Origin of the sequence: Streptomyces sp. NPDC059524, assembly GCF_042749255.1 — a bacterium.
Taxonomy (GTDB): domain Bacteria; phylum Actinomycetota; class Actinomycetes; order Streptomycetales; family Streptomycetaceae; genus Streptomyces; species Streptomyces xanthii.
The window spans coordinates 13441-26729 of the sequence record NZ_JBHYTK010000013.1 but is presented as its reverse complement, the minus strand read 5'-3'; the positions used below and the strand labels follow the sequence as shown (position 1 = coordinate 26729).

Sequence of the window (13289 nt, the reverse complement as noted above, 5' to 3'; positions counted from 1 at the left end):
GGGGGCGGGGGCGGGCGTGCCCCGGCTGCTCTCCCCCCCGGACCGCGACACGGCGGGGCCGGCCTGCGCGGACCGCACGTCGCGCGCGGTGCCCGCAATCACGGGGGCATGCCCGGCCGCGTGCGCCGCTGCCGTCTCCGGCCCCGCTGCGGGCCCCGACATCGACATCGGCGCCGGGGCCGACGCGGTCAGCGGCGTCGCCTCGCCGTGACAGCCCCCGGCCGCGTTCGCCGGGAAACCGTGCATCAGGAACAGCCCGGCCAGAACGGCACACAGCGCGAGCACACGGGGGACTCCCCGCCTGATGCACCCGCGCCGACGATTCACGGCTGCCACGCTACCCAGTCGCGCCGCACGAGGTGCGCACCGGCGCCCGCCGGGTTCTCCTGACGAGGGTGCGGAAGCCGGCCGTTCCCGGGTGACACCTGGAGCCGCGGCGCGACCCACGCGACAATGAGGACAGGGCCTCGATCCGGGTGAAGAGGTGTCGGCCCATGGGTGACGTACGCCGGCGGCTGAGGTGGTGGGGGCGTGGCCCCCTCACGCGTGACTGTGATGTGTTCGAGGGCTGGGTCGTCCTCGTGGCCTGGATCCTCGCCGTGCTCGGCGGCGCCCTGGCCGGGGTGCTGGCGGGTACGGCGACGGAGGCGTCGCTCAGCAGGCAGCGGGCGGAGCGTCTGGAGCTCTCCGCCGTCGTGGTGAAGGAGGCCCCGCGTCCGCAGATCATGCAGCCGGGCGGCGGCGGCACCCGCGCCACCGTGCGCTGGACCGCCCCCGACGGCATCGAGCACACCGGCACCGCGAAGGTCGCCGCCGGGACCGCGGCGGGGGCGCACGTCACCGTGTGGACGGACCGGGAGGGCGACCGGCTGGCACCGCCGGTGAACCCGGCCGAATCCCTGTTCGGCGGAGCCATGGCCGGGCTGCTCGCCGCGGGCGGCACGGCCGTCGTCGTCGGGGCCGGCACGAAGGGTGTGCGCCTGCTCGTGGAGCGGCGGCGGCTGGCCGGCTGGGACGCGGAATGGGTGCAGGCCGACGCGCGGTGGCGCCGCACGGCGGGCTGACGGGCGCCCGCGCTTCGCGGAGGGCCGGCGCATAGACGCAGGTCAGACGCTGTCTCGCGGGGGAAATCGAGGTGCGCCGCAGGGGCTGCCGTGAAAGGGTGCGCCCATGCCGATCGTCGACGTGTCCCCCGAGGTGTCCCTCGCCTACGAGACCTTCGGTGACCCCGGCGACCCACCGGTCCTGCTCGTGATGGGCTTCGGGGCGCAGCTGCTCGCCTGGCACGAGGACTTCTGCCGGGAGCTGGCCGGGCGCGGCCGCTACGTGATCCGGTACGACAACCGCGACTGCGGTCTGTCCACCAAGTTCGCGGACCACCCCGTCGACATGGGCGCGTTCATCGCCGCCGTGGGCTCGGGAGACCTGCCCGCCGCGCTCGCGATGATCCCCTACCGGCTGTCCGACATGGCCGAGGACGGCCTCGGCCTGCTCACCGCGCTCGGCATCGGACGCGCTCACGTGGTCGGCGCCTCGATGGGCGGAATGATCGCCCAGACGATGGCCCTCACCGCCCCCGAGCGGGTGCTGACCCTGACGTCGATGATGTCCTCGACCGGCGAGAGCGAGTACGGCCGACCCGGCCCCGAGGCCCAGGCGGTCCTGTTCACCCCGAAACCCGCGGACCGCGAGGCGTACGTCGCCGCGTCGGAACGTGAGCTGGTGTGGGCCTCCCGGCGCTACGGCGACCCGGCGGCCCTCCGCGAACTGGCCGCCGCGAGCTACGACCGCGCCCACTACCCCGAGGGCATCGGACGCCAGCTCGGCGCGATGATCCTCAGCGGTTCCCGCGCGGACGCGCTGCGCGGTCTGCGGACGCCGACCCTGGTGATCCACGGACTGGACGACACCCTCATCGACCCCAGCGGCGGCCGGCGCACCGCGGAGCTCGTCCCCGGCGCCGAACTCCTCCTGGTCCCGGACATGGGCCACGACCGCCCCCGGGAACTCTGGCCCCGGCTCGTCGACGCCCTGGTGGCCCACACCGGCTGAGGGGCGGGGGAGTCCGGGGAGATCCGGGGACGCCCGTGCCCGTCAGCCGGCGGCGTCGCGCTTCTTCTCCTGGTCGTAGCCGTCGCGGTGCTGGAGAACCTCGTCCATGTGCCCCTCCGCCCATGCCTTGATGCCCCGCATGACTCCCTGGAGAGACCGCCCCAGACCGGTCAGCTCGTACGTGACCGTGACGGGCACCGTGGGCGTCACGGTCCTGGTCACCATCCCGTCGCGCTCGAGCGAACGCAGCGTCTGCGTCAGCATCTTCTGGCTCACGCCCGAGATCCGGCGTGACAGCTCGGAGAAGCGCAGCGGCCTGGGCGCGCCGCCGTCGGCGGCGCCCGGCAGCGGACCGTCCCCGCCCAGCGCGGCGAGCACGAGGGCGACCCACTTGTCGGAGATGCGCTCCAGGAGCTGACGGCTCGGGCAGGCCGCGAGGAACGCGTCGTACTCCGCCTTGGCCGCGGCCCTCCGCTGGGACGCGGTACTGGTCGGCATGGCTCGTCTCCTCCGCTCGGTGACTTAGGCACTTCAAGGTGCCTACTTCCCGCTGGAGAGCGGGTTCCTTCATGGTGGTGCTGCGCCCAAGGGATGGCAAGACCACCCCACGAGCCCTTCACGAAAGAGCAGTTGACGATGAATCAGACGATGTCGCGGCGAGCCGTGGTACGCGTTCCGTCCGGCCCCGCGTCGATCGAGACCGTCGAGGTCCCCATCGGCGAACCGGGTCCCGGGGAGATCCGCGTCAAGATCGCCGCAGCGGCGGTCAACCCGGTCGATCTGGGGGTGGCCGGAGGCGTCTTCCACCGGCTCGGCATGGTCCACCAGTCCGAACACACCGGTCTGGGCTGGGACTTCGCCGGAACGGTGGAAGCCGTGGGGCCCGGCGTCGGACTGGAGACGGGCACCCGGGTCGCCGGGTTCGTCGACGGGTTCGACCGCGACCACGGATCCCACGCCGAGCACCTCCTGGCCCCCGCCGCGAACGTCGCCGTCGTCCCCGACCGCACGGACCTGGTCGAGGCGGCGACGGTTCCGCTCAACGCCACCGCGGCCGCGCAGCTCGTCGAGCTGCTGGGCGACGCGCCGGACGAGGGCGGGCGCCTGCTCGTGACCGGCGCGGCCGGTGCCGTGGGCGCGTACGTCGCTGTCCTCGCGCAGGGCCGCGGCTGGCGGGTGACCGGGATGGCCCGTGCCGCCGACGAACCGTTCGTCCGGAGCCTCGGCGCCGGCTTCGCCACCGAAGCCGGTCGGGGCTGGGACGCCGTGGCCGACGCCGGAGCGCTCCAGGAGGAGGCACTGCGGGCGGTCCGCGACGGGGGCCGCTTCATCGGCGTGCAGCCGGCCGCGCGGCTCCCCGAGGAGCGCGGCGTCACCGTCGAGGTCGTGTTCGCCCGCCCCGACGGCACGCTGCTCGCCGGACTGTTCTCCCGGGTCGCGACGGGAGAACTGCCGGTGCGCGTCCACGCAGTCACCCCGCTCGACGAAGCCGCCGCCGCGTACCGGGCCATGGCCGAGGGCGGAGTCCGCGGCCGGATCGTCCTCGTCCCTTGAGGGCGCTCAGGTCGACCCGCGGTGCGCGCACGTGACCCGGCGCGTGGGCTGCCCAACGCCCGCCGCGCTCAGCGAATCTGATCGGGTGTCACCGTCAGCCACCGCTTGTCCGCCGTCACCTTCTGCCCCAACTCCTTCTGCCGCTGCGCCCCCGCGGCCTTCATCCCGTCGATCTCCTTCATGTACGCGTCCTTGCGGTTGACCCAGACCCGTACGCCGCCGTGCTCGACGTCAGTGGACCGGAAGAGCATCGGGCCGTCGCTCTTCGGGGTGTCACCGGCGGCCAGGATCGGCTTCTGCCAGGGGTCGACGTACGTGGAGATCGCGGCGGGCTTGCCCTCGTACCAGGTGGCGGGAGCCCACAGCGTCGACGTCAGTTCGCGGTCGGCGAGCTTCGCGGGGTCGAAGCGGCCGGCGGCGATCTCCTTGCGGGAGCTCGTGACGTCACCCGTCGTGCGGTCCTTGAGGAGGGCGGAGACACCCAGCACGTTCTCGGGCCGCACGGAATAGCCGTACTTGGGGTCGGCGAGCACCATGCGCACGAGGTCCTCGCTCGCGGCGCTCACCACGTACACCCTGATGCCGTGCTTCGTCAGCGAACGGTAGAGCTCCTGCATACCGGTGGAGACCTGCGGCGGCTTCGCACCACCGGGCAGCGTCCCGTCGTAGGCCAGCAACTCATCGACATAGCCCTTGAGTTGCCTCAGCGTGAAGCCGGAGAAGATCTGCGCGGCCCACGGATAGGACACCTGGTCGTCGATGTCGCACAGCCGCGCGTAGTACTCGGTCAGGGTCTCCTTGTGCGTGGCCGTGTCCTTGAAAGGAATGATCTTCAGGGCCGGGTCCATCGTGTCGCGGGTGAGGACGCCCTTCATCTCCAGGAACGGCAGCAGGGACTCCTCGAGGTCGTTGCGGTACGAGGTGTTGTCCGCGTCGAAGACGGCGTAGGCGCCCTCGTGGTCGTGCGCGGTGATGACCTTCGCGAGCTTCTCCGCCACGGGAGCCGGCCAGTGCGCCAACTCCGCTGCCACCGCCTGTTGTTGACGGCCCGCCGTGGTCTCTCGGGGCTCGGGCCACAGGGCGCCCGCCGCGATCACCACACCGGTCAGGGCCATGGCGGCGCCGAGAGGGGCGAGCTTCTTGCGCATCGGATGAATGTCCACGCCGCGAAACGATAAACGCACGTTCCGCTTGACAGAAGGACCGGTCACGCAAGCGTCAACATCGCGCCGCCACCCTCGCGCCATAACTTTGTGTGCAGCATTGATCACGCTTAGTGTTCGCCGTCGTGACAAGTATCGACATGTGCACGGTGGACGCCGGTCTGCCCTCCGAGGCGGCGGAACTGCCCGCCCTTTTCATGGCCGTCTTCAACGCGGGTGACGCGCAGGGCCTTTCGCGGCTCTATCGGGAGGACGCCGTTCTGGTGCCCGACCCGGGGCATCCCGTGACCGGCGAGGGGCTGCTCGCTGCCAACGGGCGCTTCCTCGGCTACGGGCTGCCCATCGACATCCGACTCCGCCACACGTACGTCGCGGGGGATACCGCACTCCTGGTCGCCGACTGGAAGCTGTGCGGAGTCGCCACTGACGGCGAGACAGTCGACCTCGGCGGGACCGCGACCGACGTGGCGCAGCGAGGCGCCGACGGCCGCTGGCGCTACGTGATCGACAATCCGTTCGGAACGAGGTGAGTGCCGCGGCGGCGGGAGCCGGTCGCGTGCACGAGACGAACCGCGGCCCTGGCGCCGGAGGTTCGGGCGTCCTGCTCACCGGCGCCACCGGCTTCGTCGGATCGTTCCTGCTCAGGGCGCTACTGCTGAAGACCGACGCGCAGGTGCACTGTCCGGTCCGCGGGGCGACGGAGAGCGCGGCCCTGGACCGGCTGCGAGGCTCCCTGGCCGGCTACGGGCTGGAGGATCTCGACCGCACGCGGATCGTGCCGGTGCCCGGCGATCTGACCGCCCCCGACCTGGGGCTCGGCCGGGACGGCTTCCAGAGCCTGGCCGAGCGGGTCGGCACCGTCGTCCACGCGGGCGCGGAGGTCAATCTCGTGAAGCCCGCGCGCATGCTGGAGGCCGCCAACGTGGCGGGGACCGCGGCCGTGCTGCGCCTCGCGGCCGCGCGAGGCGCCGCGGTTCACTTCCTCTCCACGTCGGAGGTGTTCGGACCGGCCCCCGGATCCGTCACCGAGGACACCGCCCCCGAGGGCCGGTTCGCGGCGGCTTCCGGTTACGGGCAGACCAAACGGACCGCCGAACTGATGGTGCTGGCAGCGGAGTTGCCCACCGCCGTCCACCGGCTCGACCGCATCGTCGGCGACCGTGCCACGGGGGCGTGCCAGCCCCGCGGGGACGACTTCTGGCTCCTGGCACGGACCGCCGTGGCCATGGGCGCGCTCCCGGACACCTCGGTCAACATCACCCCCGTGGACTTCGCCGCCGACGCACTGGTCGCCCTGGCGGCGGCAGGACCCGACAGCGGCGCGCCCGTCACCCACATCTGCCACCCGCGGCCGACCCCGATGACCGATCTCGCCATCGCGCTCGCCGACTTTGGGCTGCGCGTGGACGTGCTCCCGCTGCCCGCATGGACGACGCGGCTCGAGAAGTGGGCCGACAGGCCGGACGCGGACCCGGCGTCACGCCTGCTGTCGGTGATCGCCGGCCGCGTCCTGGGCGGCAGCCCCCGCTTCCTCGCGCCCCGCACCAACGAGGCCCTGGCCGCGCGAGGGCTGCACCACCCTCCGGTGGACGTCCCCACCCTCGTCCGGTACGTGCGCCACCTGGCGAGGGCCGGGTTCTGGGCCGCGGCCGAGCACGCGGGCCGCCCGGTCCCCACGGCCTGAACCGGCCCACCCCGCACCCCCCCACTCCCTCTCCTCCCCCCCATCAAGCATGTCGAGCACAGGACGGATTCATGGAACATCACGAGGTCTCCGAACGGATCGAGGCCGTCTTCGCCCGCGTCATGGGCACCCCTCCGGTCAAGGGCCTGGACACGCGCCCGGAGGACACCGAGACCTGGGACTCGCTGGCCCACGTCGAACTGTTCACCGCCCTGGAGAGCGATCTCGCTCGCCGGCTGCCGAGGGAACTCATGCTGATCGGCCCGGAACTCGGCGCGTTCGCCGCGGCGCTCAAGGCCGCACCGTGAGCAGTGTGCAGCACACCGCCCCGCCCCTTCTGGGCGCGAGCGAGACGGACCTGGAGCGACTCCTGCTGATCCGTCACTTCGAACGGTCCCTCCTGGACCTGTTCGCGGCAGGTGAGGTGAGCGGCACCACCCACACCTGCCTGGGCCAGGAGTACATCCCCGTGGCCCTTCAACCCCTCATGCGGGAGGGCGACTTCGTCTTCTCCAACCATCGCGGCCACGGCCACTACCTGGCCCGCTTCGGTGACACGGAGGGCCTGCTGGCCGAGATCATGGGCCGGGACGGCGCGGTGTGCAACGGAGTGGGCGGCAGTCAGCACATCCTGCGCCCCGGATACCTGTCCACCGGCGTGCAGGGCGAGAGCCTGCCCGTGGCCACCGGCGTCGCCCTCCACCTGTCACGCACCGAACCGGGCGCCCTCGCCGTGGCCCACATCGGCGACGGGACCTGGGGCGAGGGCGCCGTGTACGAGGCACTGAACCTGGCGGCCCTGTGGCGACTGCCCCTGATGGTCGTGGTCGAGAACAACGGCATCGCCCAGTCCACCCCGATCGAGGCGCAGATGGCGGGCTCGGTCGCCGCCCGCGCGGCAGCCTTCGGGATCGCGCACGTACGCGTCACCGGCACGCACCTCGGCGAGATCCGCGACCTGCTCGCCCCCGCCGTCGCCGCGGCGCGCACCGCCCCCGCGCCGCTGGTCGTGGAGTTCGTGACGCAGCGAGTCGGCCCGCACAGCAAGGGCGACGACACCCGCACCGTCGAAGCCCTCGACGCCGCGACCGCCTTCGACTGGTACGCCGCGGCGATGGCGAGCGGCGACGAGCACTTCGTACGCACCGACAAACGCCTGCGGGCCACCGTGGCAGCGGCCGTCGACGACGTGGTCTCCCGAGGCCGTTCGCGGTGGTCGCACCAGGAGAAGCACGAGGAGGAGAACGAGTGAGCGCGCGTGTGGTGGAGAACCTCAACGCGGGTCTGCGCACGATGCTCGACTCCGACGAGCGCCTCTACCTGCTCGGTGAGGACATCGCAGACCCGTACGGCGGGGCCTTCAAGGCGACGCGGGGCCTGTCCGGGGCGCACCCCGGACGGGTCCGCAACACCCCGATCAGCGAGGGCGCGATCGTGGGCGCCGGCGCGGGGCTCGCCCTCGCCGGCGACCGGGCGGTCGTCGAGATGATGTTCGGCGACTTCATCGCCCTGGCCTTCGACCAGATCGTCAACTTCGCGAGCAGGTCCGTGACGATGTACGGGCGCCGGGTGCCGCTGCACCTGGTGATCCGCTGCCCGGTCGGCGGCGGCCGCGGCTACGGTCCGACACACAGCGGCAGCCCGCAGAAGCACTTCGTCGGCGTCCCCGGCCTGTCCCTGTTCGAGATGTCGGCCTTCCACGACAACACGGCACTGCTCGAACGCGTCCTGGGCCTCGGGCATCCGGCCGTCCTCTTCGAGGACAAAGCGCTCTACACCCGCCGGATGTATGCCCACGACCCGATCTTCCTGCGCACCCGGCTCGGCGGCCCCGACCCCTGCGCCCGCTTCACCGTGGCGGGCGCAGGCACCCCGGACTGCGTCCTGATCGCTCCGGGCGGCGTCGCCGAACGGGCCCTGGCCGCGGCCCGCTCGCTGATGCTCACCCGGGAGATCGTCTGCGAGGTCCTGGTCCCGTCACGGCTGTACCCCTTCGACCTCGAGCCGCTGCTGCCCTCGCTCGGCGCCGCCGGCCGCGTCTGCGTCGTCGAGGAGAGCACCGCCGGAGGCACCTGGGGCTGCGACATCGCCCAGCGGATCCACACCGAACTGTGGGGACGGCTGCACGCACCCGTCCGCCTCGTCCACTCGGCCGACGCGATCATTCCCGCGGCCCCTCACCTCGAACGCGAGGTTCTCGTGCAGGACACCGACATCCGGCAGGCGGTCATCGAGGTGATGGCGCGGTGACCGACGTCGTCGTCCCGAAGATCAACAACAACGATCTCTCCTACACGCTGGTGGAATGGCTGGTCCCCAGCGGGGACGTGGCCAGGGAGGGCGAGGCCATCGCCGAGATCGAGACCTCCAAGGCCACCCACGAACTCGTCTCGCCGGGGGACGGGGTGCTCCACCACACGGTCCCGGCCGGCACGGAATGCGGCCAGGGTGACGTCATCGGCCGGATCAACGGCCAGGGTGCCGGAGCGAGCGAGGGGCCGTTCCCCGTAGAGGTGGAGCCCCCTCGGGTCGTCACGGCCGCACCGGCGCCGGTCGGCCACGACGTGGTCGTCACGGAACCCGCCCGCGCCCGCGCTCTCGAACTCGGCATCCCCGAAGAGCGCCTGCACACCCTCGGCAAGGCCCTGGTCCAGCGCAAGGACGTCGAGCTGCTGGCTCCCGTGTCCGCCGCCCCCGAGGGGCCGGGGGAGCCCCAGGATCCGGCGGCGTCCGCTACGGCGAGGCACCGCTTCACCAAGAACCAGCGGGCCGTCGCCTCCGTCGTCAGCCGGTCGCACGGCACGATCCCGGCGGCCTTCGTCGCCGTCACCGCGCACGTCGACGAGGCCCTGACCACGGCTCAGCAACTGACCAAGGAACACGGCCAGTTCATCGGGCTTCCCGATCTGCTCGTCAAGGCTGTGGCGGCCCAGCGTCCCGCCCACCCGCTGCTGTTCGCCTCGCGTGTGGACGACCACACGGCCGTCCTCGCGCAGGCCGCCCATGTCGGCGTGACCCTGGACCTGGGGCAGGGGCTGTTCGTCCCGGTCGTCGCGGACGCCGAGAACCTCACACACCTCCAAGTGGCCCGGAAGCTGGCGGAGTACAAGCTCAAGGCGCTGGACGGCACCTCCTTCACCGCCGCCGACCTGGACGGCGCGAACATCGTGCTGTCCCTGCACAACGACCCCGACGTCACCCTCGCCGGCCCGGTCGTCTTCCCCGGCCACACCTGTGTGATCGCGCTGACCGGGACCCGGTCCGAGGTCGTGCTCGCCGCGGACGGGCGGCCCGGGACTCGCAAGGTCGCCACGATCGGCCTCAGTTACGACCACCGGGTGGTGAACGGCCGGGACGCCGTCGCCTTCCTGCGGGACGTCAAACGCCTCCTCGAAACACCGGCCGTGCCCGCCGCACGTCCGTGACCCGACCCCCGCGCACCGCACGAGAAGTGGAGAACCACCAGCCCATGACCTGGACCCGTCCTGCCCTCGCGAGCACCGACGAGCGCAAGGACTTCGCCGACATGGTCGCCCTGTGCGGCCTGCCGCCCCGCACCTACCAGGTGAGCAGCGACAACGAGCACACCACCGTGGAGTTCCGCACGGACGACGAGCACGAACGGACCCGGATCGAGGCACTGCTCGACAAGGCCTACGAACGCGCCTCGGTCGACAGCGTCGGCGAGGGCAAGGTCCTCCTCGACATGCTCGACGTCCGACGCCCCGAACACGGCCGCGGAGCCGACCAGTTCATCGAGGTGCGGCCGGGGCTGTGGGCCGGCCGGGCCGCGGTCGCCGAACTGCTGCGCCGCCTCGACGCGCTCTTCCTCCGGGCGTGCCTGGACCAGGGGGCGGAAGAGCTCAGCGTGCCGCACCTCATCCCCTGGCAGTCGCTCCAGCGGGCCGGGTACGTCGCCGCGTTCCCGCAGCACCTGACGGTCTGCTACAACGTCCGGGCCGACCTCGACTCCGTCGACCGGCTCGGCGCCACCGACGCCCTGGACGCGGCCGACGAGGTCCTGCGGCCCGAGGGGCTGTGCCTCTCACCGGCCGCCTGCTACCACGTGTACCCGATGTTCGCGGGGCAGGACGTCGGAACCGGGCGTCTCATCACGGCCCTCGCGCACTGCAGCCGGCGGGAGCTCGTCTGGACGCCCGAACCCATCCGGTTCCACTCCTTCCGCATGCGGGAGCTCATCTTCATCGGTGGCAGGAGCGAGACGCTGGCCTTCCGCGACCGGCAGCTCGACGCCTGCATGACCCTGATGCGGGAGATCGGCCTGCCCTGCCGCATCGTCCAGGCCACCGACCCCTTCTTCACCAACACCCGTGACGCCCGCATCGCACTGCAGAACGCCATCGACCTCAAGTACGAGGTCGTGGCCCGCGACGCCGACGACAACGACTTCGCGGTCGGCTCGGCCAACTTCCACTTCGACCACATCGGAAGGGCCTTCGACATGACCGCCGACGGCCGTCCGGCCCAGAGCGCCTGCATGGCGTTCGGCCTCGACCGGTGGGCACACTGGATCCTCTCGCACTGCGGCCCCACCCCGGCCGACTGGCCGGCCCCGCTGCGCTAGGGCCTAGACCGTCCCGCGGTCGTTCAGGGCCTGGGCGAGGCGCCCAGGCCCCGCACGAACGTGGTCAGGGCCGCCGCGAAGTCGATCCCCGGGTCGTCGGTGGCCAGGCGGCGCAGTTCGAGTCCGTCGACGAGTCCGGTGAGCAGCGGCGCCACCCGGTCGGCCTCGGGGACGCCGATGGCCTTGAGGGCGGCGGCCGCCACGCGGTCGTACGCGGCGTAGCAGCGGGCCGCCGCCTCGCGCAGGCCGTCGTTGCGCGTCGCGTGCAGGTACAGCTCCAGCTGCGCGGTCTGGGCGTGGCGCGACGGACGGGTCTCGATGGCGTCGCGCGCGTGGGCCAGCGCCTCGTCCACGCTCAGCGTGGCGCCCTCCAGCTGCGCGGCGATCACCGAGAGCCGTTCGAGCTCCTCGTCCACGAAGGCCTGCAGGGCCTCGCCGAGCAGCTGCTCCTGCGAGGCGAAGTGATAGGTCAGCGTCCCGAGCGAGACGTTCGCCGCCTTCGCCACGATCCGGTTGGTCAGGCTGCCGATCCCGCGCTCGCCGATGAGCTCCAGCGTCGCGGTGAGGATGCGGGTGCGGACGTCGGCGCTCAATGGGTGCTCCTGGGTGCTCGTACAGCGGCGGACGCGGCCGGACCGCCGCCCGCTCGACAGCGTACCGAGCCGGCCGGAGAAAAAATCCTGTTCTCGTTCGTTCGAACGAACGAGATGCGTGCTACGGTCCCGGGCATCGAACACGCCGAGTGAGGTGCTTCACCCGCACGTGCATCGCGGACCCCGTCCGGCGTCGTTCACCGGTACCCACAGCTCGTTCCCCCAGCTCCTTCGTGTTCTGCCCGCTGCACGCACTCACCTCGAGGAGAAGCACGCATGAACGTCGCGAGCACCGCCGCCCGGTCCAGAAGCCACGACGGGCGGCGCCGCCGGCTGCGGGGCGTCACCCTGGCCGCCGTCCTGGCCGCCGGTGTCGTCATGCCCGCCTCGGCCGGCACCGCCGCCGCCGACACCGCACCCGCCCTGCGGGACGTCATGTTCGTCGGCAACAACTGGGACGGCACCGCCGACGTCATCGAGCCCGGCGGCGACTACTCCAGGATCGGCCGGATCAACGTCGTCCCCGACAAGTCGAAGCGGCTCGCCGCGATCTACCTCAACCCGGTCAACCTCGCCGTCTACCTGGGGATCCGGGCGACCGCGGGCGAGGGCCACGACCAGCTCGTCGACGACCTGTACTCCACCCCCGACGGCCGCTCCCTGGTAACCTCGCGGCCCAGCTTCGGCGACGTCGTCTCCATCGACGTGACCACGGGCAAGGTCAACTGGCGGTTCGCGGTCGCCGGGTACCGGTCCGATCACATGGCCGTCTCCCCGGACGGCACCAAGGTCGCCGTCTCGGCCTCGCTCGGCAAGGTCGTGTACGTCCTGGACATCGAGACGGGGCGGCAGCTGGGCAAGTTCGCCGCCGGGGACAAGCCCCACGAGAACGTGTGGACCGAGGGCGGCAAGTACATCTGGAACATGTCCATCGGCAACGTCGAGACCGCCCTCGACGACCCGCTCATGGACTGGACCAAGGGCGACCGCCACATCACCGTCGTCGACGCGAACACCTTCGAGGTCGTGCGGACCATCGACATGCGGGCCCGCCTGGACGCCTTCGGCCGCAAGGACCTCTCCGACGCCGTCCGCCCGGCCGTGTTCAGCCCCGACTTCTCCAAGCTGTACTTCCAGGTCTCCTACTTCAACGGCTTCCTGGAGTACGACGTCGCCACCGACCGGATCACCCGGGTCAAGACCCTGCCGAAGAACCCGGCCACCAGCGACGACCGCACGACGTTCGTCAACGACTCACGCCACCACGGCATGTCGATGAACCCCGACGGCAGCAAGCTGTGCGTCGCCGGAACGATGGACGACTACGCCACCGTCGTCGACCGCGACTCCCTGAGCGAAGGCCCGCTCGTCCCCGTGTCCAAGCCCTACTGGGCCACGGTCAGCGGCGACGGCCGCGACTGCGTCGTCTCCGAGAGCGGCGCCGACCAGGTCACCGCCATCGACTTCGCCACCGGCCGGAAGGTCGCCTCCGTGACGGTCGGTGACCACCCCCAGCGGGTGCGCGCCGCCCGGATCCCCGCCGACTGGAACGGCCCCACGGGCTGACACGGCTCGGAGACGGGGGGGGGGGCGCGGACGCGCCCCGGCGCGCGATCAACACAACACAAGCACACACGAAGGGAGGGTCTAGTGAGGGA

Annotated in this window: 15 protein-coding genes; 12 read left to right on the top strand and 3 right to left on the bottom strand. The window is 71.9% G+C overall.

Annotation, left to right across the window (positions count from 1 at the left end; genetic code table 11):
* From ACFW9D_RS06130 to ACFW9D_RS06120, 3 genes are all read left to right on the top strand, one after another.
* Positions 1 to 211 (top strand): hypothetical protein (locus ACFW9D_RS06130; protein ID WP_384618439.1); only part of this gene is annotated, 211 nt, incomplete at its 5' end.
* Between the two features lie 283 nt (positions 212 to 494).
* Complete coding sequence (locus tag ACFW9D_RS06125; protein ID WP_384618437.1) at positions 495 to 1064, top strand: hypothetical protein; 570 nt, start codon at positions 495 to 497, stop codon at positions 1062 to 1064.
* Between the two features lie 106 nt (positions 1065 to 1170).
* On the top strand, positions 1171 to 2052 hold the full coding sequence (locus ACFW9D_RS06120) for an alpha/beta fold hydrolase (RefSeq protein ID WP_384618435.1): 882 nt from the start codon (positions 1171 to 1173) through the stop codon (positions 2050 to 2052).
* Positions 2053 to 2094: 42 nt separating this feature from the next.
* Here ACFW9D_RS06120 and ACFW9D_RS06115 read toward each other — a convergent pair whose 3' ends face one another.
* Positions 2095 to 2550 (bottom strand): winged helix-turn-helix transcriptional regulator, encoded by a 456-nt coding sequence (locus ACFW9D_RS06115; RefSeq protein ID WP_384618433.1) that lies wholly within the window; start codon positions 2548 to 2550, stop codon positions 2095 to 2097.
* A 138-nt stretch (positions 2551 to 2688) separates the two neighbouring features.
* On the opposite strand from ACFW9D_RS06115, the gene ACFW9D_RS06110 reads away from it, so the two are divergent.
* The gene (locus tag ACFW9D_RS06110; protein ID WP_384618431.1) at positions 2689 to 3606 is read left to right on the top strand and encodes a zinc-binding dehydrogenase; all 918 of its coding nucleotides are present in this window, start codon (positions 2689 to 2691) and stop codon (positions 3604 to 3606) included.
* A 68-nt stretch (positions 3607 to 3674) separates the two neighbouring features.
* Here ACFW9D_RS06110 and ACFW9D_RS06105 read toward each other — a convergent pair whose 3' ends face one another.
* Complete coding sequence (locus ACFW9D_RS06105; RefSeq protein ID WP_384618428.1) at positions 3675 to 4769, bottom strand: haloacid dehalogenase-like hydrolase; 1095 nt, start codon at positions 4767 to 4769, stop codon at positions 3675 to 3677.
* Between the two features lie 125 nt (positions 4770 to 4894).
* On the opposite strand from ACFW9D_RS06105, the gene ACFW9D_RS06100 reads away from it, so the two are divergent.
* From ACFW9D_RS06100 to ACFW9D_RS06070, 7 genes are all read left to right on the top strand, one after another.
* Positions 4895 to 5299 carry a YybH family protein gene (locus ACFW9D_RS06100; protein ID WP_384618425.1) on the top strand — a complete coding sequence of 135 codons (405 nt, stop codon included), beginning with the start codon at positions 4895 to 4897 and terminating at the stop codon, positions 5297 to 5299.
* Between the two features lie 26 nt (positions 5300 to 5325).
* Complete coding sequence (locus ACFW9D_RS06095) at positions 5326 to 6453, top strand: thioester reductase domain-containing protein (protein ID WP_384618422.1); 1128 nt, start codon at positions 5326 to 5328, stop codon at positions 6451 to 6453.
* Positions 6454 to 6524: 71 nt separating this feature from the next.
* Entirely contained in the window at positions 6525 to 6761 is a 237-nt protein-coding gene (locus ACFW9D_RS06090) for a hypothetical protein (protein ID WP_384618420.1), read from the top strand.
* Positions 6758 to 7705, top strand: a complete 948-nt coding sequence (locus ACFW9D_RS06085; protein ID WP_384618417.1) for a thiamine pyrophosphate-dependent dehydrogenase E1 component subunit alpha — start codon at positions 6758 to 6760, stop codon at positions 7703 to 7705. The genes ACFW9D_RS06090 and ACFW9D_RS06085 overlap by 4 nt, the downstream gene beginning before the upstream one ends.
* Entirely contained in the window at positions 7702 to 8703 is a 1002-nt protein-coding gene (locus tag ACFW9D_RS06080) for an alpha-ketoacid dehydrogenase subunit beta (protein WP_384618416.1), read from the top strand. Before ACFW9D_RS06085 ends, ACFW9D_RS06080 begins: the two co-directional genes overlap by 4 nt.
* Complete coding sequence (locus ACFW9D_RS06075) at positions 8700 to 9878, top strand: 2-oxo acid dehydrogenase subunit E2 (RefSeq protein WP_384618413.1); 1179 nt, start codon at positions 8700 to 8702, stop codon at positions 9876 to 9878. The genes ACFW9D_RS06080 and ACFW9D_RS06075 overlap by 4 nt, the downstream gene beginning before the upstream one ends.
* Before the next feature lie 44 nt (positions 9879 to 9922).
* On the top strand, positions 9923 to 11038 hold the full coding sequence (locus ACFW9D_RS06070; protein ID WP_384618410.1) for a hypothetical protein: 1116 nt from the start codon (positions 9923 to 9925) through the stop codon (positions 11036 to 11038).
* A gap of 23 nt (positions 11039 to 11061) precedes the next feature.
* Here ACFW9D_RS06070 and ACFW9D_RS06065 read toward each other — a convergent pair whose 3' ends face one another.
* The gene (locus ACFW9D_RS06065) at positions 11062 to 11631 is read right to left on the bottom strand and encodes a TetR/AcrR family transcriptional regulator (RefSeq protein WP_384618409.1); all 570 of its coding nucleotides are present in this window, start codon (positions 11629 to 11631) and stop codon (positions 11062 to 11064) included.
* A 378-nt stretch (positions 11632 to 12009) separates the two neighbouring features.
* Between ACFW9D_RS06065 and ACFW9D_RS06060 the strand changes: the two genes are divergently transcribed.
* Positions 12010 to 13197 (top strand): YncE family protein, encoded by a 1188-nt coding sequence (locus tag ACFW9D_RS06060; RefSeq protein ID WP_384618550.1) that lies wholly within the window; start codon positions 12010 to 12012, stop codon positions 13195 to 13197.
* Positions 13198 to 13289 lie beyond the last annotated feature (92 nt).

Bases quoted from the DNA above. Each gene is read 5' to 3' on its own strand.
- ACFW9D_RS06060 (WP_384618550.1), top strand. From the start codon at position 12,010: ATGCCCGCCTCGGCCGGCACCGCCGCCGCCGACACCGCACCCGCCCTG.
- ACFW9D_RS06120 (WP_384618435.1), top strand. From the start codon at position 1,171: ATGCCGATCGTCGACGTGTCCCCCGAGGTGTCCCTCGCCTACGAGACC.
- ACFW9D_RS06070 (WP_384618410.1), top strand. From the start codon at position 9,923: ATGACCTGGACCCGTCCTGCCCTCGCGAGCACCGACGAGCGCAAGGAC.
- ACFW9D_RS06110 (WP_384618431.1), top strand. From the start codon at position 2,689: ATGAATCAGACGATGTCGCGGCGAGCCGTGGTACGCGTTCCGTCCGGC.
- ACFW9D_RS06115 (WP_384618433.1), bottom strand. From the start codon at position 2,550: ATGCCGACCAGTACCGCGTCCCAGCGGAGGGCCGCGGCCAAGGCGGAG.
- ACFW9D_RS06125 (WP_384618437.1), top strand. From the start codon at position 495: ATGGGTGACGTACGCCGGCGGCTGAGGTGGTGGGGGCGTGGCCCCCTC.
- ACFW9D_RS06090 (WP_384618420.1), top strand. From the start codon at position 6,525: ATGGAACATCACGAGGTCTCCGAACGGATCGAGGCCGTCTTCGCCCGC.